This window comes from Escherichia sp. MOD1-EC7003 (assembly GCF_002965065.1).
In the GTDB taxonomy this organism is placed as follows: domain Bacteria; phylum Pseudomonadota; class Gammaproteobacteria; order Enterobacterales; family Enterobacteriaceae; genus Escherichia.
The window spans coordinates 1-20,355 of the sequence record NZ_PTRE01000060.1; the positions used below are offsets into that span (position 1 = coordinate 1).

The window sequence follows — 20,355 nt, forward strand, 5'->3', positions numbered from 1 at the left end:
GGACATTATTTTTGTAGAGCCGGAGGAAACAGACCAGACGGTTTAAATGAGCCGGTTACGCATGATTAGCCGTAGCGAAAATCAATACCAAAGGTGCCTGCGGGATATTGCCACTGTTCGAGAATAGTGTTGCCGCACAGTACCCGACAGGTGCCGCACTCCAGACAACCGGCAGAATCAAAATGAATGTTTCCTGCGTCATCCTGCTTATAAAGTCCGGCAGGGCAGGCTTTCATTAATTTACGGAATTCATTGATATCGGGATTTGCCGCCAGAATGATATGCGGGTGGCCCTCATCAACATGGAATTTATTGACACCTAATTTGATGTCGACGTTAACCGTAGCGTTCTGGCTCATAGCGCGGTTGCTCCCCTAATGCCATCTTTCAGCAAGTTGATCAGCCCAATTTTCTTCGCGTGTCCCATGATCATTTTGCGTACCGGTTGGTTAGGTTTGCCGTCGATGGTGAACGTTTCGTTCATGATGTCGGCGACCATTCGTGGGTATTGGCTAAACAGGCGCGGGTTTTCCATCAGCGCCGGGATCTTGCGAAAATGCTGCATATCGCGCATGACGCAGCTTTGTTCCAGCTCTCGTTTGTATTGCGCCAGACTGTTGGCAGAGAAATCCGCGCGTTCTTTGGCGGCGATCACCGTTGTGGCTGCCGCCTGGGCCGATGCGATGGCTAAATCCATGCCGCGGACCGTAAAACCCAAATTCAGGCAGAAACCGGCGGCGTCACCTACTATCATCACGCCCTCATTAACCAGCTGCGGCACCATTGCCAGACCGCCCTCCGGCACCATATGCGCGGAATATTCAAGCAGTTTGCCGCCGTTAATCAGTGGGCGAATGGCGGGGTGTTGTTTAAAATCTTCCAGCATTTGCGGCACGCTTTTTTGCGCATGGGCGATATCACCCAATCCACAAACCAGCCCCAACGATACGGAATCCTTGTTGGTATAAAGGAATCCACCGCCCATCAGACCATCAGAAGGGGAACCGGCAAACAGCCAGGCGGCACCTTCCTCGCCCGTAACATTAAAGCGATCGTTGATCTGTTCTGGTGTGAGGCCAATAACCTCTTTAACACCAACAGCGTAATGATGCGGATCGGAAGCGGGAACCATTCCCAGTGAGCGGCCAAGCATCGAGTTAACGCCATCAGCCAGAATCACCACATTCGCTTCGAGAATATCATCCCCGGCCTGGACGCCAGTGACCTTGTTTCCTTCACGAACCAACGCATCGACGCGAACGCCTGGGATAAACTGTGCGCCCGCCTGCTCGGCTTGTTCCATCAACCACGGGTCCAGACGATTACGCAATACGGTATAAGAAGCGTGTTGCGGAACATCTGGTTGCTCGCGGTGAAAATCGAGGGTAACGGCGCTTTCTTCGGTTAAGAAGGAGATTTTCTCGCGTGTGACCTTGCGTTCTACCGGCGCTGATGCAGCAAAGCCTGGAATGATGGCTTCCAGTGTGTGGGCATAAAGACGCCCGCCGGTCATATTTTTACATCCGGCACTGTCGCCGCGTTCTATCACCAGGACATCCAGCCCGGCTCGCGCCATGACCAGTGCGGCAACGCTACCGGCAACGCCCGCACCGACCACAATGGCATCAAATTTGTCATCCGACATGCGTTATGCTCCCTTCCCGCTGCGTTTACAGCGGGAGATGTGGTTGAAAGAGGAATTAGCGGCTCAACTGGCTAATCAGAGCAGGGACGACTTTGTAGATATCGCCCACCAAACCGTAGTCGGCATAGTTGAAGATTGGCGCATTTTTATCTTTATTGATGGCGACAATCACTTTTGCGCCGTTGCCACCGACCATATGCTGGATCTGCCCGGAGATCCCCAGCGTCAGGTAGAGATCGGATTTCAGCAACACGCCGGAGACACCGATATAACGTTCACGCTCCATCCAGTTCTCGCCTTCGGCAATGGGACGTGAACAGCCGACTTCAGCATTCAGAACCGCCGCCAGTTCATGGACCATTTTCAGATCATCCTGTGCTGCCAGACCACGGCCGACACCGACTACGCGTTTTGCTTTGCTCAGATCCACGCTGCTTGCCGCTTTCGCACGACGTTCGCGACAGAAAATTTCATGACGCGGGGCAACATAAGGTAACGTTTCTGTCGGGCACTGATGAGAGGTATCACCAGTGCACGGATCCTGCACACCGGGCGCAAGGGTAATGATCGCCAGCGGGCTGCTGATCTTTTCCTGGGCGAACGCTAACCCGCCATACATCCGGTGTTCGGCGCAAATGTGACCATCGACAACATCCACCGCCGTGGCATCGTTCACCAGCGCCGCATTCAGTTGCACACTTAACCGTGCAGCCAGCGCTTTACCGCGTTTCGTCGCGGCCATCAGTAACATTGATGATTTTTGATCTTTTAGCAGGGCAGCAATGCTTTCTGCGTAATTTTCAGTGAGTTGCAGCGCATCATTTTGCTCAAGGACATAAATACATTTTGGACCATAAGGCATAACTGCCTGCGCCTGGTCAGCATTTTGTACAATGGCATACACCTGTTGACCCCATTGCTGCGCGCCGCCAAACAATTCAGCATAACGTTCAGGATTATCGCTAAAGACCCAGACGCTGTTTAATTGACTCATCGTTTTTTCTCCGTAGGCTTTAGTTCAGGGCTTTCTTCAGATGTTCCGCCAGCTCGGCAATGGCCTCCGGCGAATCGTTATCGAGAATGATGTGCTTACGTTCGGTTTGCGGCGGTACGCGAATACCGGTCAGTTCAGCAAGTGGTGCGCTCTGACTCCAGCCAATATCACTTGCCTGCCACTGATTTACCGGTTTTTTACCCGCGCCGAGAATAGCTTTCATCGAAGGAATGCGTGGTACGTTAATATCGGAGGTGACGCAGAGCACGGCTGGAACAGAGAGTTCAATAACTTCAACTTCATCTTCAAGAGTGCGTTCAATCACCAGTGTATTGCCCTGACGCTGAATAGCACTCACCGCATTAATCACCGGAAGTTGCAGAATTTCTCCGACCAGCAAGCCAGCCTGCTGAGCATAAAGGTCGCCGGAACCTTCACCAAAGATCAGTAAATCGAAGCCGATCTTTTCTACTGCTGCCGCCAGCGCTTTGGCGGTATCGACGGGCAGGGCGTGCTCAAGTTGAGCATCCTGCACCATATACAGGCTGTGTGGCCCGCGGGATAAAACGTCTTTGCGCACTTTTGAGTTCTGCAACAATGAACCCCCTACAGTCAGCGCGGCTATCTCATCATCATCCGTTGCGAGCTGGCTTGCAGCTTCAATGGCATTGAGATCGAACTGGCTGATTTTGGCGTCGGCATTGTCGAAATTCAGGGTGTATTCGGGAGTGACAACAATGTCCTGTTCTTCAGGCACCAGCTTAAAGCAGGTTATTATTTTCATGATTTCTCCTGTGGATCGCATACGGAACCATCTCCGATGGAAGGTAAAAATGGCCTGAAAATAGTGTGCGATAGCGGTGCGGGGTTTTCGACGGGGCAAGCTGTTTTCCTTGCCAACAATCTTGCAAAAAAAATGCGATCGCTAAAACAAAAGTGCAATTTGCGGCAATATAGTTATTCCATGACCGTACAATCTTGCATTCAGTGTAAATAATCTTGTTTAGCTCTCGCTAAACGCGGTTGTATAACCGCAATACACGCCGTATTTTATCCGGCATATATTGTTTTTGCTTGCTCATGGAATAGGGAGGTTGTCATGTATCAACGCTGTTTTGATAATGCCAGCGAAACGCTGTTTGTCGCCGGTAAAACGCCACGGCTTTCACGTTTTGCATTTAGCGATGATCCCAAATGGGAGTCCGGACATCACGTTCATGACAATGAAACCGAGTTGATTTACGTCAAGAAAGGGGTAGCAAGGTTTACCATCGATTCTTCGTTATATGTCGCGCACGCCGATGACATTGTGGTGATAGAACGTGGCAGGCTGCATGCGGTGGCCTCTGACGTTAACGATCCAGCAACGACGTGTACCTGTGCGCTGTACGGCTTTCAGTTTCAGGGGACTGAGGAAAATCAGCTACTGCAACCGCATTCTTGCCCGGTAATTGCCGCAGGGCAGGGAAAAGAAGTCATTAAAACCTTATTTAATGAGCTAAGTGTGATTTTGCCGCAAAGTAAAAATAGCCAAACATCTTCGTTATGGGACGCATTTGCCTATACGTTAGCAATTCTTTACTATGAAAACTTTAAAAATGCTTATCGTTCGGAGCAGGGATATATTAAAAAAGATGTTCTGATAAAAGATATTCTTTTCTATCTGAATAATAACTATCGCGAAAAAATTACTTTAGAGCAGTTATCGAAAAAGTTTCGTGCCAGCGTCAGTTATATTTGCCATGAATTTACCAAAGAGTATCGCATTTCCCCTATTAACTATGTTATTCAACGGCGTATGACGGAAGCGAAATGGTCACTCACTAATACTGAATTATCACAGGCAGAGATCTCCTGGCGTGTGGGTTATGAAAATGTCGATCACTTTGCCAAACTGTTTTTGCGCCATGTCGGCTGTTCGCCCAGCGATTACCGCAGGCAATTTAAAAACTGTTTTGCGGAACAAGAAATCTTATCTGAATTTCCTCAACCGGTAAGTCTTGCCGGATAAATCTGGCGGCGCAGTTTGTTAAGAAGCTGCGCCGCCTGCAGATTATTTGTTCTGATAATCTTTCAGGATCTGCCGACCTGCTACGTAAATCATAATTTCGTCTGTACCGCCGCCGATACGTTCACAACGGACATCACGCCAGAAGCGAGAGACGCGCGCCTCATCGGTATAGCCCAGACCGCCCATGATTTGAATCGCATCATCAATGACTTCCATTGCGGTACGTGCGCAGTACAGTTTTGCCAGCGCCGCGCTGGTGCGCAGTGACTGATGCTGATCGGCTTGCCATGCCACTTTCAACACCATGTTGCGCATGTTGTCGATCTTAATCGCCATCAGCGCCAGTTTTTCCTGGATCATCTGGTTATGACCAATGGGCTTACCAAAAGCGATACGTTGGTTGGCATAGCGGGCGGCATCTTCGAATGCGCATTCGGCAAAGCCGGTGCTGCGCGCGGCGTTGATCAGGCGCTCCATCTCAAAGTTGTACATCACATTGAGGAAACCCATTCCTTCTTCGCCCACCATGTCGCTCTCTTCAACTTCCACGTTGTCAAGATAAACTTCGCAGGTACTGAGCATATGCCAGCCGATTTTATGCACCGGGTTAATCTTAATGCCGGGCTTACTGGAGTCGACCCACCACAGGGTGAAGGCCTTTTTCGGATCTTTCGGTTGTGGATCTCGCGCCAGCACCAGCATATACGGGTACTCTTTCGCACCAGTAATAAAGGTTTTTTGTCCGTTGATGTAAACTTTGTCATTTTTACGCGTGTAAGTGGTAGTGGCACTGTTATTGTCTGAGCCTGCACCTGGCTCCGTCAATGCCAGGGCATAGGCGGGATCACCCGTTTCGAGGGTGCTCTCTGCCGTTTTACGTAGCTGCTCCGCAGAACCGAAACGGCGCATACTATGAATACATTGACCGTTGGTAATCAAAAACGCCGGAGCGCCGCATTTTGACACTTCCATCAGCGCCAGCATCTGAGTGACGTAATCCGCAGGGATACCGCCAAATTCTTCCGGCACGCCAAGCATGGAAATACCGTTATCTGCCAGCGCCCGCATAAACTCACGCGGGTATGTACCGTTTTGATCGCAGGTGCGGAAATACTCTTCCGGGAAGTTGGTCGTAATCAACTCGCGAATACTGGCCAGCAGCAGTTCTTGTTCTTCAGTTAAAGAAAAATCCATCATTATACTCCTGTTAATGAGCCGCTTCAGGCAGGACAAAACCCATTGCCGCATCGATAAATAATCTTTCGTCCATCAGTTTGAGTTCTGGAGAAATAATTGGGGTGAAATCCATTTTGTCGAGAATATCTTTTTGTAAATCGACGCCAGGGGCGATTTCGATTAAATGCAGGCCGTCTTCTTTCAGCGTGAATACGGCGCGTTCAGTGATATAACGAACATCCAGCCCCCGCTCAAGAGCGATTTTCCCGCTGAAAGTGATTTCCGGTAGTTCTCGGATAAATTTCTTCACCCGTCCTTCCTGGACGATATTTAATTTACCGTCGGCAATTTCTGTTTTTAAACTGCCCGCAGTTAATGTGCCGCAGAAAATGATTTTCTTTGAGGTGGCGCTGATATCAATAAATCCACCGGTGCCCATTATTTTACCATTGAATTTATGCACCCCGACGTTACCGTGCTGGTCGACTTCGGCAAAACTCAAATAACAAACATCCAAACCACCACCGTGATAAAAATCGAACTGAGACGTCATATCCAGAATGGCGCGGGTATTCACGTTGGCGCCAAAGGCGATACCCTGTGAAGTAATACCACCAATCGGACCTGTTTCGACCGTCAGAATAAAGTCATCAGCACAACCTTCTTCCCGGGCGACCAGGCCAATGCCGTCAGCAATACCAACGCCGACATTTCCCACCGCGCCTTTACGCATTTCGAATAATGCACGTCGCGCAACTAATTTACGTTGGTTTAGGGGCAGGCTAAGTTTGGCGCTGTCATCCAGGGTGAAGTCACCAGAAATAAAACGGTTAACCGGTGCACCGCCATACAGCTGGGTTTGCTCCGGATCGACCACCACAATATCCACCAGATAACCTGGAATACGGACAGATTTAGGATGCAGCGTGGCTTTCTTAACCATTTTCTGCACCTGCATCATCACGATACCACCGTTATTATGCACTGCCTGGGCAATAACCAATGCGTCGAGATACATCACCTCATCTTCAAAGGTGGCATAGCCTTCGCTGTCGCAGGTAGTGGCGCGAATAAAGGCGATATCCGGCGCAATCGCTTTGTAATAGAGATATTCTTTGTTATCAAACTCGACCAGTTTAATCAGGTCTTCTTTGGTCACGTCATTCAGTTTGCCGCCTTGTTGCCGTGGATCGACAAATGTCCCGATGCCAATATCACTAATAATACCAGGCTGGTGGGCAGCTGCGGCACGTAAGGTTTGTGTAAGTACGCCTTGTGGATAGTTATAAGCAATAATTTTGTTTTGTTCTGCGAGATCAGAAATACGCGGCGATTGTCCCCAGTGTCCGCATAATGCCCATTTCACCAGACCTTCTTGCGCCAGCGGACTAATACCACGATCGGCGCGATCGCCAAGTCCTGTTGGACTAATAATCGATAAATTACGTGGCGTTTGAGTCTGTTTATATTTTTCAGCAAGAGCAGTAATTAACGTGGTGGCTTCCAGAATACCGCCGCCAGCGCCTAACACACAAAGTGTTGCTTCGTCGGGAATATAACTCACTGCTTCTTGTGCCGACAGGACCGGCACTCGTCCATTAATACGAGGTGGTTTTACAGGTTTCATTATTATTTCCTGATTCAGGTGTGATTTTCCCTGCGCCAGATGAAGAATCAGCGCACAGATACTCACGAAATATTTTTATTAAATACGGTATAAAATACTTTTTTAATTCGGCGGGTGAGGGTAATCCCGCCGAAATGTTATTGCTTATGCCTGATGTAAAATAGTTAATACCGTGCGCAAATCATTTACCGATATTTGCCCTGGCGCAGAGGCTTTTTTTACCGCGCCAAAGGTTGCCGCCGAACCGAATACTTCACCAGCCAGACGAGAAATTACGCCAGTTTTTGCCATCGACATCGTGATGACTGGACGATCGGCATATTGCTCCTGCATCTCCAGGGTCGCGGCAAGCAACGTCAGCACATCGCTGGTACTTTGCGGCATCAGCGCAATCTTAGGTATATCAGCGTCGAAGGACTGCATTTTGCGCAGACGGGCAATGATTTCTTCGGCTTCCGGCGTCTTATGGAAGTCATGATTGGACATGACAACCTTCACATCATGCGCGTGGGCGTAGGCTACGGTTTCTTTAACCTGATCATCACCGGTAAATAACTCCAGATCGATCATATCGACCAGACCACTGTCGATGGCTGCGCGATTGAGTGCAATATAAGCCTCGGTGGAAATCGCCTGCTCACCGCCTTCTTTGGCGCTGCGGAAGGTAAACAGCAGCGGTTTTTCTGGCATTACCTCACGGAGAATTTTTGCCGCCGCCATAACAGACTCCACGCTGGAGAGGTCGGCAAAGTGGTCCACACGCCATTCCAGAATATCAAAGTCCGCTTCACGATAGGCGAGAGCTTCGGAATTCACGCTGGCGATATCTTTCGCCATCAGGGAGACGATGATTTTAGGTGCGCCCGTACCAATGACGAGATCTTTTACAGTTACGGTTTTCATTTTTTACCCTTTCTGCACGCGGTCAGCCTGTCAGGCGCCGAACCCCATGACCTGTTTAACGTATTCCAGAGGGAAATCTTTGCCAGTCCATAACGTGAACTGTTCAGCCCCTTGCCACAACAACATGCCGTATCCATCAATCGTTTTGCAACCTGCTTGTTGCGCCTGCTGCAATAACTTCGTCATATGCGGGTTATACACGCATTCGGTGACCAGCAGTCCCGGATGTAACAGACTGATATCATTAATCAATGATTCATTCTCAAGGGGTTTCATACCCACTTTTGTACCATTGGTTAAAATGTCGGCAGAAGCCAGGGCTTCAGCAAAGGCTTGCTGATCGGCGAGATCGGTGACTGTGACGACACAATCGGTGTTTTCGTTAACCCGCTGCGCGAAGGCGAGGGCTTTATCGAAGAACTCATCCCGGCGGTTAAAGAGTTTAATTTCTTTTAAACCTTCAATTGCCCCCTGCGCGCCAATTGCCGTTGATGCGCCACCAGCACCTAACAGCACCATCGTTTTGCCTTTGATATCAAAACCGCTCTCTTTAATGGCGCGAATATGGCCCGTGCCGTCGGTGTTATAGCCACGCAGATAGCCATCATCATTAACGATGGTGTTGATGGCGCCTACCAGTTTGGCTGCTGGCGTTAACTCGTCAACATATTCACACGCCAGTTGTTTGTTTGGCATCGAAACACCCGTTCCGCGCATTTTGAGGGCTTTTAATCCTTCAATTGCTCCGGGAAAGCTATCGTTATCCACTTCAAAGGCCATATAGGTAAATGGCAATCCCGCTTTTTCTAAGGCTTTATTCTGCATTTCAGGTGATAAACTGTGGCGGATAGGATAGGCCATCAACCCAATCAATTCATATTTAGCTGTAACATCCATAATTAACTCCTTTAACCTCTATGCTTAATTGTGCTTAACTGGGGTGCTAAAATAACGCTCGCCAAACCGCACATCCTTCTCAGGAATAATGAAAACACGGTAATAGCGGATAAAAACAATAATTGCGGTAATCAGGGCCAACAGCGCGAAAGTAAAATCGAGAACGATGATATATTGCAGACCGATGTTCGACAGATAACCGGTAATCAGCGGAATAACAAAGTTAGCCAGTCCACCCATCATCATATAAATACTGGTGACTTTGGCTTTGCTTTTGGGGAAAAACTCTGACATGACTGAAACGCCGAGCTGTAAAATGCCGCCAGCCGCTGAGAAGCCGATAACAAAGGCTCCGGCATTACACACCAGTGGAGAAGGGTACAGGTAGATAATGGCGGCTGTTACTGTTGCCAGTGCAGAGTTAAATACATTAGCCCAGATGGGCCGGACCATTTTTTTCAGTAGTGCGGCAAAAATAAAGACACAGACCAACGAGCCCATACTGTAATAAGAGATGGTTTTTAATGCTTCAGCCTCTGACATACCAGCAAAAGCCATCGCATATTTGGGCATCCACACCACAATCACATAAAAGGTCGAGAACGCGGCTACACCGAACAGTACCGATGAAACACCTTCCAGCCAGACTAACGGTTTGCTGTTCATTTGCGGTAATTCATTAGCTACGCTGGCGTCCACCAACTGGCTGGGGAATTTGCTTTTCAACAGCATCAGCGTGATCAGTACAAACAGAATACCCGGAATAATCAGCCCATAGCCGTACCAGATGTTATTGAGCAACATATAGCTCACCAGCATTGGGTAGAACATTTGTCCGAATGACACCATCGCTTTAACCAGAATGACCGCCGAACCGGAGGCTTTCGGAAAGCATTCCATGAGCGCGGGGTAACCACCAGTATCCAACGCTGAGTTAGCGATACCTACGCACACTGCCAGACAGTAAGCGAGAGTTAAATTCGGGCAAGCGGGAATACCAAAGAAGAACAGCAGATACATTATTACTGCCATTAATATCACCGCCCGACGACCAAACTTATCGGAGATGACACCGAAGAATAAAATACTGATCAATCGCCCCAGACCGATACCGGAAATTAAATAGGCAATGCCCGCGTTGTCAGTGGAAAATTTTTCTGCCAAAGATGACATGTTTTGGGCAAGCGTAATAACACTAATGCCGTGCAGGAAATAGCTGAAGTAAATACACAGAACAGCCAGGATAAATGGCGTGCTGAAAGCCTTATTTTGAGACATTTTCACAGTTCCTTGCTGAAAGATAATTTCGTTACCGTACGTATTGTTCTCCGACGGTTTACATAATTACTATACTGAAGATGATTTTCTCTGGGTACATGGCATAAAGTTTATGTTTCCAGGAATATTGCATGTCATAGTTCGTTTTTGATCGCGATTTTCCTTAGTTAGAGCCGAAAGCGTTATTTATCCGTAAGATCTTGCATGACATGAAAAGAATATTGCATTACCCGCCCGGAGCAGCATTTTCCTTTAGCGAGGGATGCCGCGTTTCTTTGCGGCTGCGTAAGCCGATAAACAGTGCCAGTAAAAAGCCGATGGCAGCAATAACAGTATCGAACCTCATAATATCGGCAATACTTCTTTGGGAAAGATGAGCCGTAATCAACGGAATAGTAAAGGTCGCAATACTGCCCGCACTGTAATAGATCCCTGTCGCTTTACCTTTAGCGTAGGGGAAACGTCCAGCCATTAACGTCAGGCCAATTTGCACAACGCCTCCAGCGGAGGTAAAACCAATGACAAAAGCAAATATTATCACCACATAAAATGTGGGATGCAGGCAGACGGTAAACAGGGCAATAAATGAGATAAAGGTGTACAGCATCAGTAATGTTGTTGGGTGAACGGCATTCCGAATGAGTGGGGCGGTAATAAATACACAAAGCAGCGAACCCACAGTATAAATACTGAGTAGTTTGATCGACATGGTGTATGACATACCTGCAACAAATTGTCCGTATTGTGCCAGCCACTGGCTAACCAGATAAAACGTTGCCATTGAGATATAGCCATATAAGGTATAACTGGCTAAATCGATAATCGAACAGCGATGTTCCGTAGAGTTGGGGGCTTTCTTTATGACAGGTAAGCGACGACCCGGATGGGGTGGAAACGTACAACGGTATAAAAACAGACCGTTAATAAACATAATGCCTGCGGCAATCATAAAGGACCAACCGAACCACAGTTCAGCCCACACTAACAGGCTGATGATTAGCGGCAATAAAAATTGACCACTGGAAACAAACGCTTTAATTAAAATATTGGCTGTACCCGGTGAGCGAGGAAAAGCCTCCATCAAGCTGGGATAAGTGCCTGCATCGAGAAAACTGTTTGCCATTCCTGCCAGAAAACCTAAAACATAAGCGATAATGATGTTATTGGTATGCAGGATGCCAAAAAAGAAGGCCATATAGCAGCACATCCCGAGCATGATAAAAGGGCGGCGACCAAAGCGATCGGATAATAATCCTGCAAAAAGCAGGACGCTTAATCGACCAATGCCCAGCGATGAGATAACTATCGAGACGCCCGCGGCATTAGTCTGCCAAAGCGTCTCTAGCGAGGCCATATTCAGGCTCATTAAAATGACGCCCATACCATGCACCAGGTAATTAAAATACAACCCAAGTGCGGTCGGGAAATAGGGATTTTTCATAGATTCTACTTAGCAAAGGTGCTTTAAAAAGTGTAGCGATGTTGTGTCAGCATCCGTTCATTATTGTTGTAACAACGACTATTCCTTTTTGTGGAAAAATTAACAAAGGCGCTCCAGATCGTGTGCATATAATTCAGCGGCTACCGATTGATAGATTTTCCAGTCAATAAATTTGCCATCCGGGTAGACACGTTGAAACGCGGTTAAGTCGGGGAAAAAACGCATCGTGTTGTTGCCGATGCGGTTATTTATTTTCTCTATGATGGCATGAAGATGTTTTTTTCTTTGCTGACGCATAGCAAACAGTTTTTCAACAACGTGATCAGGAATGGCGCATTCGCCATTTTCCCACTGACGCCAGCTGTTACTGTCACCGGTCTGGGCAATCCAGGTCGCGCATTCATCAATAGTCATGGCAAAAATATGGCGAAGTGCCTGGAGTTCATAAGCGTTCATCGTGTAATGGCTGCATGAAATAAACAATAAAATATAAATAACATTATCAGCCTGCTGACGACTTGAAGAGAGTCACAGTATCTTGTGCAACATTATTGGAAAGAGTGAGGGGCGAGGTAGCGAAGCGGAAAAATGTTAAAAAAAAGCCCATCGTGGGAGATGGGCAAAGACTACACACAGCAATTCGTTGTTTCACTCAGGGGATTTCTATGCTTATAAATCAATATGTTGATTTATAACCGTGAGCTAATAGTAGGCATACGGACTTTTGGCGTCGATCAGATTCGTCTCATTAGTTTAAAAACTGTAAAGAATTTGCGACAGGTACTACCAGCTGAATGGCGATAAGTAGGAAAATACGGGGAAGAGCAAGCAAATATCAATTAGCAGTGGTTAACAATCAGGCGGCAGAGCCGCCTGATGAGAAATTACTTATTCGGTTTCTCGATTTCACCAGATTCTTCGAGAATTTCTTCCGGTTGGTCCGTCGGTGGTGGGACTTCTTCCACCCACGCGGCAAACAGACGCCAGGAAACGGCTAACAGAACCGGACCAATAAACAGACCGATCATCCCGAAAGCAATCAAACCACCAATAACGCCAGAGAGGATCAGGATCAGCGGTAAATCGGCACCCATGCGAATTAACATTGGGCGGATGACGTTATCCAGTGTGCCAACCACAGCGCTCCACACCAGTAATACCGTGCCCCAGGTGGTATCGCCGGTCCAGTAGAGCCAGATAATCGCCGGAATCAGTACCGGCAACGGGCCAAGCTGGACAAGGCAGGAGAGGATCATTAACACCGTGAGCAAAGTTGCATAAGGTACGCCGGATACGGCGAGGCCGATACCGCCAAGCACTGCCTGTACTAACGCCGTTACCACCACACCCAGCGCCACCGCGCGGATAGCCTGTGCCGCCAGCAGCACGGCGGCATCTCCACGAACGCCAGCCAGACGGGTTGCAAAATGGCGAATGCCTTGCGCCACCTGTTCACCGCGCCAGTACAACAGGGCACTGAAGAGAAGCATCAGCGCACAATGCACCATAAAGCGCCCGATATGCGCCGCCTGCCCAACGAACCAGGTGGTGGTGGTGCCAATATAAGGACGGACTTTCGCCATGATCGCCGAGCCGCCCATATCCAGCAAGTTGTGCCAGCCTGCATACAGCTTCGCGCCAATCACCGGAATGGTATTAAGCCACGCCAGATCGGGTAACGTCATGTCACCGCTGGAAATGGCTTTAATTAGCGGACCGCTGCCATCGACAATACTGTTAACCAATAAGGCAATAGGGATGATAAACACCATCACTAATAACAGCGTCATCACCAGAACGGCGAGAGAGCGGCGGCCAAACATGATCTTTTGCAAACGTAACAATACCGGCCAGGTGGCGATAACCACCGTACCGGCCCATGCAAAGCCGAGAATAAAGGGTTGAACAATCCACAGACATGCCACAATCATGATGGCTAAAAACAGCACCGAAAGCAGAATTTGTGCGATATCCCTGGGCTGACGAACATTTACCATAACAACTTTTCACCTTTTTTGTGCGTCAAATCGTCGACGCGACGTGAACACGCGAAACTCACCTGCATAATGATGAGCAATTTCAGCGGTTTTTAACAGGCCGATTCTGCTCTTAATTCTGATGGGCGTGTTAGAAAAAAATGTGGTACAACAACTCAGGCAACACGCAAACGATTAATCTCTCATCACAGACCGCAGGAAAGGGTCAATATAATGATTCCACAGATTTCCCAGGCACCCGGTGTCGTTCAACTGGTGCTTAATTTTTTGCAAGAGCTGGAGCAACAAGGTTTTACCGGCGATACGGCGACGAGTTATGCCGATCGTCTGACAATGGCGACCGACAACAGTATTTACCAACTTCTTCCCGACGCAGTGGTATTTCCGCGTTCAACCGCAGATGTGGCGCTGATCGCCCGTCTTGCCGCGCAGGAACGCTATTCATCGCTGATTTTTACCCCGCGAGGCGGCGGCACCGGCACTAACGGCCAGGCGCTCAACCAGGGGATAATTGTTGATATGTCCCGCCATATGAACCGCATCATTGAAATTAACCCTGAAGAGGGCTGGGTGCGCGTTGAGGCCGGGGTGATTAAAGACCAACTGAATCAGTACCTGAAACCGTTCGGCTACTTTTTTGCGCCAGAACTTTCGACCAGCAACCGCGCAACGCTCGGCGGGATGATTAATACCGATGCTTCTGGTCAGGGATCGCTGGTTTATGGCAAAACGTCAGATCACGTGCTTGGTGTGCGGGCGGTGCTGTTGGGGGGCGATATTCTCGATACGCAACCTTTACCCGTCGAACTGGCGGAAACGCTGGGTAAAACCAATACCGCGATTGGGCGGATCTATAAAACGGTTTATCAACGTTGCCGTCAGCAACGCCAGTTAATCATCGACAAATTCCCCAAACTTAACCGCTTTCTTACCGGTTATGATCTGCGCCATGTCTTTAACGATGAGATGACCGAGTTCGACCTGACGCGCATTCTTACGGGGTCAGAAGGAACGCTGGCCTTTATTACCGAAGCTCGGCTGGATATTACGCGCTTGCCTAAAGTGCACCGTCTGGTAAACGTCAAATATGACTCTTTTGACTCTGCGCTGCGTAACGCGCCGTTTATGGTTGAAGCGCGGGCGCTATCGGTAGAGACGGTGGACTCAAAAGTGCTGAATCTGGCGCGGGAAGATATTGTCTGGCATTCCGTCAGTGAGTTGATTACCGATGTGCCTGACAAAGAGATGCTCGGGCTGAATATTGTGGAATTTGCCGGTGACGATGAGGCGCTGATTGACGAGCGGGTAAATGCACTCTGTGTGCGGCTGGATGAGCTGATCGCCTGCCAGCAAGCAGGTGTGATCGGCTGGCAGGTGTGCCGCGAGCTGGCGGGCGTTGAACGTATCTATGCGATGCGCAAAAAAGCCGTTGGATTGCTTGGAAATTCAAAAGGTTTGGCAAAACCAATTCCATTTGCCGAGGATACCTGCGTACCGCCGGAACATCTGGCCGATTATATTGCTGAATTTCGCGCGTTGCTCGACAGCCACGGCTTAAGCTACGGTATGTTCGGCCACGTCGACGCCGGTGTCCTGCACGTCCGTCCAGCGCTGGATATGTGCGATCCGCAACAAGAGATTTTGATGAAGCAAATCTCTGATGACGTGGTGGCGCTGACGGCGAAATACGGTGGTTTGTTGTGGGGTGAGCACGGCAAAGGTTTTCGCGCAGAATACAGCCCGGCGTTTTTCGGCGAGGAACTTTTCGCAGAACTGCGCAAAGTGAAAGCGGCATTTGACCCGCATAACCGACTCAACCCAGGGAAGATTTGCCCGCCAGAAGGTCTCGATGCGACGATGATGAAAGTGGACGCGGTGAAGCGCGGTACATTTGACCGGCAGATCCCCATTGCGGTACGCCAGCAGTGGCGCGGTGCAATGGAGTGTAACGGCAACGGTTTATGTTTCAACTTTGATGCTCGTAGTCCGATGTGTCCGTCGATGAAGATCACCCTGAACCGGATTCATTCACCGAAAGGGCGCGCAACGCTGGTGCGTGAATGGCTGCGTTTGTTGGCAGATCGTGGCGTTGACCCACTCAAACTGGAACAAGAACTGCCTGAATCCGGCGTCAGTTTACGGACGTTAATTACCCGCACGCGCAATAGCTGGCATGCGAATAAAGGCGAATATGACTTCTCACACGAAGTCAAAGAGGCGATGTCTGGCTGTCTGGCCTGTAAAGCCTGCTCGACTCAGTGTCCCATTAAAATTGATGTGCCGGAGTTTCGCTCTCGTTTCCTGCAGCTCTATCACACCCGTTATTTACGCCCATTACGCGACCATCTGGTGGCTACGGTTGAGAGCTATGCGCCGCTGATGGCTCGCGCGCCGAAAACCTTTAACTTCTTCATTAACCAGCCGCTGGTGCGCAGACTCTCGGAAAAACATATCGGCATGGTTGATTTGCCGCTGCTGTCGGTCCCCTCGCTGCAACAACAAATGGTGGGACATCGCTCGGCAAACATGACGCTGGAACAACTTGAAACTCTCAATGCAGAGCAGAAAGCGCGCACGGTGCTGGTGGTGCAGGACCCCTTTACCAGCTATTACGATGCACAAGTGGTGGCAGATTTTGTTCGTCTGATCGAAAAATTAGGTTTCCAGCCTGTGTTACTGCCATTTTCGCCAAATGGCAAAGCCCAGCATATCAAAGGCTTTCTCAATCGTTTTGCAAAGACGGCGAAAAAAACGGCAGATTTCCTTAACCGTATGGCGAAGCTGGGTATGCCAATGGTGGGCGTCGATCCGGCGCTGGTACTTTGTTATCGCGATGAATATAAACTGGCTCTGGGCGAGGAGCGTGGCGAGTTTAACGTCTTACTGGCGAATGAATGGCTGGCAAGTGCACTTGAGTCACAGCCAGTGGCTACAGTCAGCGGTGAATCATGGTATTTCTTTGGTCACTGTACCGAAGTTACCGCCTTGCCGGGCGCGCCAGCACAATGGGCCGCGATATTTGCCCGTTTTGGCGCGAAACTGGAAAATGTCAGCGTGGGCTGCTGCGGTATGGCAGGGACTTACGGACATGAAGCGAAAAACCATAAAAATTCGCTCGGGATCTATGAGTTATCCTGGCATCAGGCTATGCTGCGACTGCCGCGTAACCGTTGTCTGGCGACCGGATATTCCTGCCGTAGTCAGGTAAAACGGGTTGAAGGCTTGGGGATACGCCACCCTGTGCAGGCTTTACTGGAGATTATTAAATGATATGGAAACGAAAAATCACCCTGGAAGCGTTGAATGCCATGGGTGAAGGAAACATGGTGGGGTTGCTGGATATTCGTTTTGAACATATTGGTGATGACACCCTTGAAGCGACAATGCCAGTAGACTCGCGGACAAAGCAGCCTTTCGGGCTGCTGCATGGAGGTGCGTCCGTGGTGCTGGCCGAAAGTATCGGTTCCGTTGCCGGTTATTTATGTACCGAAGGCGAACAAAAAGTGGTTGGTCTGGAAATCAATGCTAACCATGTTCGCTCGGCCCGAGAAGGGCGGGTACGCGGCGTATGCAAACCGTTACATCTTGGTTCACGTCATCAGGTCTGGCAGATTGAAATCTTCGATGAAAAAGGGCGTTTGTGCTGTTCATCACGGTTGACAACCGCCATTTTGTGACGTTGTCACCAGAAAAGTGTGATGCATATTGCTTTCGGTCATTATCTGCACAGTAAACGGTGGTATACTGTGCAGGTCTTGTCTAAAAGCGAGGATGTTATGTCTACTCAACTTGATCCCACCCAGCTGGCCATTGAATTTTTACGCCGTGACCAGAGCAATCTTTCACCTGCCCAATATCTCAAACGTCTGAAACAACTAGAACTTGAATTTGCTGACCTGCTTACTCTCTCTTCTGCTGAATTAAAAGAAGAAATCTACTTTGCCCAGCGTCTGGGCGTGCATTGATCCTGACTTAATGTCGCAAGCTCGCCAAATCGACCTGGATTAACCTCCATCCAGGTTCGATGAGCGTCTTAATACTGCTTATCTACTCGTCTGATATTGTTCAAAAATAATACAAATCGCAGTTTGTGTTAAAACGGTTGCTTCGCTTTATGAGATTATTCTTATCGCCCCTTCAAGAGCTAAGCCACTGTGAGTGCCGGAGATAAGCGCCGGATGGGGTAGAAACCCTTAAGCCTGTATCGCACAGACTTAAGGGTTTTCTTATTTCTGAGCACTGCACTTTTTTACCTATCTCTTAAATAGTCATTTTCAATACAACTTTTTCTTTTTCATCACAGCCTTAATTCTTCTTAGATAATAATCATTATCTAACAATGAGATACCTAATTCTTAGCATGCCTGTTAACCCACACATCAGGGTCTATGCTTATTAAAAGCAGGCAAAAAGCATGTTTTACGGTAAAGCCCCTGCGTTTGCTGGGTTGTACTGATAATCATTATCACTAACATGCTGTTATACGCTGAAAGCGATGACGTGAGGTAAATCGATGGACATGCATTCAGGAACCTTTAATCCGCAAGATTTCGCCTGGCAGGGCTTAACGCTAACCCCCGCTGCTGTGGTCCATATCCGCGAGCTGGTGGCAAAGCAGCCAAGTATGGTCGGTGTGCGCTTAGGCGTCAAACAAACTGGCTGCGCGGGCTTTGGCTATGTGCTCGGCAGTGTTAGCGAGCCGGACAAAGACGATCTGCTGTTTGAACTCGACGGCGCGAAGCTGTTTGTCCCGCTGCAAGCGATGCCGTTTATTGATGGTACGGAAGTCGATTTCGTTCGCGAAGGACTCAATCAGATATTTAAATTTCACAACCCGAAAGCCCGGAATGAATGTGGCTGTGGCGAAAGCTTTGGGGTATAGGCGGTACTATGTCTCGTAATACTGAAGCAACTGACGATGTCAAAACCTGGACCGGCGGCCCGCTGAATTATAAAGAAGGATTCTTCACCCAGTTAGCCACTGATGAGCTGGCAAAGGGGATAAACGAAGAGGTGGTGTGCGCAATTTCGGCGAAACGTAATGAGCCGGAGTGGATGCTGGAGTTTCGTCTCAACGCCTATCGCGCATGGCTGGAGATGGAAGAGCCGCACTGGCTGAAAGCGCACTACGACAAGCTGAATTATCAGGATTACAGCTACTACTCGGCACCATCGTGCGGTAATTGTGACGACGCCTGCGCGTCTGAATCCGGTGCGGTGCAGCAAACTGGCGCGAACGCCTTTTTAAGTAAAGAGGTGGAGGCGGCATTTGAGCAGCTAGGTGTTCCCGTGCGGGAAGGCAAAGAGGTGGCGGTGGATGCCATTTTCGACTCTGTTTCGGTTGCCACCACTTATCGTGAAAAACTGGCAGAGCAGGGAATTATTTTCTGTTCCTTTGGCGAGGCGATCCACGAACACCCGGAACTGGTACGTAAATATCTTGGCACTGTGGTGCCGGGGAATGACAACTTCTTTGCCGCGCTTAATGCGGCAGTGGCCTCTGATGGTACGTTTATTTATGTGCCTAAAGGTGTGCGCTGCCCGATGGAACTTTCCACCTATTTCCGCATTAACGCGGAAAAAACCGGGCAGTTTGAACGCACTATCCTGGTGGCCGACGAAGACAGCTATGTCAGCTACATTGAAGGCTGTTCCGCTCCTGTGCGTGACAGTTATCAGTTACACGCGGCAGTGGTGGAAGTCATCATCCACAAAAACGCCGAGGTGAAATATTCCACGGTACAAAACTGGTTTCCTGGCGATAACAACACCGGCGGTATTCTCAACTTCGTCACCAAGCGGGCTTTGTGCGAAGGCGAAAACAGCAAAATGTCATGGACGCAATCAGAAACCGGTTCAGCCATTACGTGGAAATATCCCAGCTGCATTTTACGCGGCGATAACTCCATCGGTGAGTTTTACTCAGTGGCACTGACCAGCGGTCATCAACAAGCGGATACCGGCACCAAGATGATCCACATTGGTAAAAACACCAAATCGACCATTATCTCAAAAGGGATCTCAGCCGGACACAGCCAGAACAGCTATCGCGGCTTAGTGAAAATCATGCCGACGGCAACCAATGCGCGTAATTTCACTCAGTGCGACTCAATGTTGATTGGCGCTAATTGCGGGGCGCATACCTTCCCGTATGTCGAATGTCGCAATAACAGCGCGCAACTGGAGCACGAGGCAACGACATCACGTATTGGTGAAGATCAGCTTTTTTACTGCCTGCAACGCGGGATCAGCGAAGAAGACGCAATCTCGATGATTGTTAACGGTTTCTGCAAAGATGTGTTCTCGGAACTGCCGCTGGAATTTGCCGTTGAAGCACAAAAACTCCTCGCCATCAGTCTTGAACACAGCGTCGGATAAGGAATAAA

General features: G+C 49.0%; 17 protein-coding genes, 1 other RNA gene and 1 pseudogene. 6 read left to right on the top strand and 13 right to left on the bottom strand.

All coding sequences use genetic code 11. The features are described from left to right. Positions 1-65: 65 nt before the first annotated feature. The 4 genes from A7090_RS11615 to A7090_RS11630 are packed head-to-tail and all read right to left on the bottom strand — an operon-like array spanning position 66 to position 3,423. A complete protein-coding gene (locus tag A7090_RS11615) occupies positions 66-359 on the bottom strand; it encodes a ferredoxin family protein (protein WP_000081071.1) in 294 nt (97 codons plus the stop codon). Beyond that, complete coding sequence (locus A7090_RS11620; RefSeq protein ID WP_105274135.1) at positions 356-1,645, bottom strand: FAD-dependent oxidoreductase; 1,290 nt, start codon at positions 1,643-1,645, stop codon at positions 356-358. Before A7090_RS11620 ends, A7090_RS11615 begins: the two co-directional genes overlap by 4 nt. A gap of 55 nt (positions 1,646-1,700) precedes the next feature. Then, the gene (locus A7090_RS11625; RefSeq protein ID WP_105274136.1) at positions 1,701-2,639 is read right to left on the bottom strand and encodes an electron transfer flavoprotein subunit alpha; all 939 of its coding nucleotides are present in this window, start codon (positions 2,637-2,639) and stop codon (positions 1,701-1,703) included. A 19-nt stretch (positions 2,640-2,658) separates the two neighbouring features. After that, a complete protein-coding gene (locus tag A7090_RS11630) occupies positions 2,659-3,423 on the bottom strand; it encodes an electron transfer flavoprotein (protein WP_105274137.1) in 765 nt (254 codons plus the stop codon). A gap of 315 nt (positions 3,424-3,738) precedes the next feature. On the opposite strand from A7090_RS11630, the gene A7090_RS11640 reads away from it, so the two are divergent. Beyond that, positions 3,739-4,650, top strand: coding sequence for an AraC family transcriptional regulator (locus A7090_RS11640; RefSeq protein WP_096984419.1), 912 nt, complete (start codon positions 3,739-3,741; stop codon positions 4,648-4,650). Positions 4,651-4,692: 42 nt separating this feature from the next. On the opposite strand, the gene A7090_RS11645 is transcribed toward A7090_RS11640, so the two are convergent. The 9 genes and pseudogenes from A7090_RS11645 to ydiK form a co-directional block, all read right to left on the bottom strand. Beyond that, positions 4,693-5,844: an acyl-CoA dehydrogenase gene (locus tag A7090_RS11645; protein ID WP_105274139.1), complete on the bottom strand. Its 1,152-nt coding sequence runs from the start codon at positions 5,842-5,844 to the stop codon at positions 4,693-4,695. A 13-nt stretch (positions 5,845-5,857) separates the two neighbouring features. Further along, the gene (locus A7090_RS11650; RefSeq protein ID WP_105274140.1) at positions 5,858-7,453 is read right to left on the bottom strand and encodes an acyl CoA:acetate/3-ketoacid CoA transferase; all 1,596 of its coding nucleotides are present in this window, start codon (positions 7,451-7,453) and stop codon (positions 5,858-5,860) included. A 144-nt stretch (positions 7,454-7,597) separates the two neighbouring features. Continuing rightward, positions 7,598-8,356 (bottom strand): type I 3-dehydroquinate dehydratase, encoded by a 759-nt coding sequence (aroD, locus tag A7090_RS11655; protein WP_105274141.1) that lies wholly within the window; start codon positions 8,354-8,356, stop codon positions 7,598-7,600. 30 nt (positions 8,357-8,386) lie between these two features. After that, positions 8,387-9,253, bottom strand: coding sequence for a quinate/shikimate dehydrogenase (gene ydiB, locus A7090_RS11660; RefSeq protein WP_105274142.1), 867 nt, complete (start codon positions 9,251-9,253; stop codon positions 8,387-8,389). Between the two features lie 11 nt (positions 9,254-9,264). Then, positions 9,265-10,531, bottom strand: a pseudogene (locus tag A7090_RS11665) (MFS transporter). Between the two features lie 226 nt (positions 10,532-10,757). Continuing rightward, positions 10,758-11,972, bottom strand: a complete 1,215-nt coding sequence (locus tag A7090_RS11670) for an MFS transporter (protein WP_105274144.1) — start codon at positions 11,970-11,972, stop codon at positions 10,758-10,760. Positions 11,973-12,071: 99 nt separating this feature from the next. Further along, the gene (locus tag A7090_RS11675) at positions 12,072-12,428 is read right to left on the bottom strand and encodes a YdiL family protein (RefSeq protein WP_105274145.1); all 357 of its coding nucleotides are present in this window, start codon (positions 12,426-12,428) and stop codon (positions 12,072-12,074) included. Positions 12,429-12,563: 135 nt separating this feature from the next. Beyond that, positions 12,564-12,671, bottom strand: an RNA gene (rprA, locus tag A7090_RS11680) — antisense sRNA RprA. A 185-nt stretch (positions 12,672-12,856) separates the two neighbouring features. Next, positions 12,857-13,969, bottom strand: coding sequence for an AI-2E family transporter YdiK (ydiK, locus tag A7090_RS11685; RefSeq protein ID WP_105274146.1), 1,113 nt, complete (start codon positions 13,967-13,969; stop codon positions 12,857-12,859). A gap of 213 nt (positions 13,970-14,182) precedes the next feature. Here ydiK and ydiJ point away from each other — a divergent pair, with 213 nt between their 5' ends. The 5 genes from ydiJ (at position 14,183) to sufB (ending at position 20,347) form a co-directional block, all read left to right on the top strand. Further along, positions 14,183-17,239 (top strand): D-2-hydroxyglutarate dehydrogenase YdiJ, encoded by a 3,057-nt coding sequence (ydiJ, locus tag A7090_RS11690; protein WP_105274147.1) that lies wholly within the window; start codon positions 14,183-14,185, stop codon positions 17,237-17,239. Continuing rightward, the gene (menI, locus tag A7090_RS11695; protein ID WP_000637986.1) at positions 17,236-17,646 is read left to right on the top strand and encodes a 1,4-dihydroxy-2-naphthoyl-CoA hydrolase; all 411 of its coding nucleotides are present in this window, start codon (positions 17,236-17,238) and stop codon (positions 17,644-17,646) included. Before ydiJ ends, menI begins: the two co-directional genes overlap by 4 nt. 99 nt (positions 17,647-17,745) lie before the next feature. Continuing rightward, positions 17,746-17,934 carry a YdiH family protein gene (locus A7090_RS11700; RefSeq protein WP_123056949.1) on the top strand — a complete coding sequence of 63 codons (189 nt, stop codon included), beginning with the start codon at positions 17,746-17,748 and terminating at the stop codon, positions 17,932-17,934. A 548-nt stretch (positions 17,935-18,482) separates the two neighbouring features. Next, positions 18,483-18,851: a Fe-S cluster assembly scaffold SufA gene (gene sufA / locus A7090_RS11705; protein ID WP_105274149.1), complete on the top strand. Its 369-nt coding sequence runs from the start codon at positions 18,483-18,485 to the stop codon at positions 18,849-18,851. An 8-nt stretch (positions 18,852-18,859) separates the two neighbouring features. After that, the gene (sufB, locus tag A7090_RS11710) at positions 18,860-20,347 is read left to right on the top strand and encodes a Fe-S cluster assembly protein SufB (RefSeq protein WP_105274150.1); all 1,488 of its coding nucleotides are present in this window, start codon (positions 18,860-18,862) and stop codon (positions 20,345-20,347) included. Positions 20,348-20,355: the final 8 nt, after the last annotated feature.

Bases quoted from the DNA above. Each gene is read 5' to 3' on its own strand.
- sufB (WP_105274150.1), top strand. From the start codon at position 18,860: ATGTCTCGTAATACTGAAGCAACTGACGATGTCAAAACCTGGACCGGC.
- A7090_RS11700 (WP_123056949.1), top strand. From the start codon at position 17,746: ATGTCTACTCAACTTGATCCCACCCAGCTGGCCATTGAATTTTTACGC.
- ydiB (WP_105274142.1), bottom strand. From the start codon at position 9,253: ATGGATGTTACAGCTAAATATGAATTGATTGGGTTGATGGCCTATCCT.
- A7090_RS11650 (WP_105274140.1), bottom strand. From the start codon at position 7,453: ATGAAACCTGTAAAACCACCTCGTATTAATGGACGAGTGCCGGTCCTG.
- ydiK (WP_105274146.1), bottom strand. From the start codon at position 13,969: ATGGTAAATGTTCGTCAGCCCAGGGATATCGCACAAATTCTGCTTTCG.
- ydiJ (WP_105274147.1), top strand. From the start codon at position 14,183: ATGATTCCACAGATTTCCCAGGCACCCGGTGTCGTTCAACTGGTGCTT.
- aroD (WP_105274141.1), bottom strand. From the start codon at position 8,356: ATGAAAACCGTAACTGTAAAAGATCTCGTCATTGGTACGGGCGCACCT.
- A7090_RS11620 (WP_105274135.1), bottom strand. From the start codon at position 1,645: ATGTCGGATGACAAATTTGATGCCATTGTGGTCGGTGCGGGCGTTGCC.
- A7090_RS11645 (WP_105274139.1), bottom strand. From the start codon at position 5,844: ATGGATTTTTCTTTAACTGAAGAACAAGAACTGCTGCTGGCCAGTATT.
- A7090_RS11625 (WP_105274136.1), bottom strand. From the start codon at position 2,639: ATGAGTCAATTAAACAGCGTCTGGGTCTTTAGCGATAATCCTGAACGT.
- A7090_RS11675 (WP_105274145.1), bottom strand. From the start codon at position 12,428: ATGAACGCTTATGAACTCCAGGCACTTCGCCATATTTTTGCCATGACT.
- A7090_RS11615 (WP_000081071.1), bottom strand. From the start codon at position 359: ATGAGCCAGAACGCTACGGTTAACGTCGACATCAAATTAGGTGTCAAT.
- A7090_RS11630 (WP_105274137.1), bottom strand. From the start codon at position 3,423: ATGAAAATAATAACCTGCTTTAAGCTGGTGCCTGAAGAACAGGACATT.
- menI (WP_000637986.1), top strand. From the start codon at position 17,236: ATGATATGGAAACGAAAAATCACCCTGGAAGCGTTGAATGCCATGGGT.
- A7090_RS11640 (WP_096984419.1), top strand. From the start codon at position 3,739: ATGTATCAACGCTGTTTTGATAATGCCAGCGAAACGCTGTTTGTCGCC.
- A7090_RS11670 (WP_105274144.1), bottom strand. From the start codon at position 11,972: ATGAAAAATCCCTATTTCCCGACCGCACTTGGGTTGTATTTTAATTAC.
- sufA (WP_105274149.1), top strand. From the start codon at position 18,483: ATGGACATGCATTCAGGAACCTTTAATCCGCAAGATTTCGCCTGGCAG.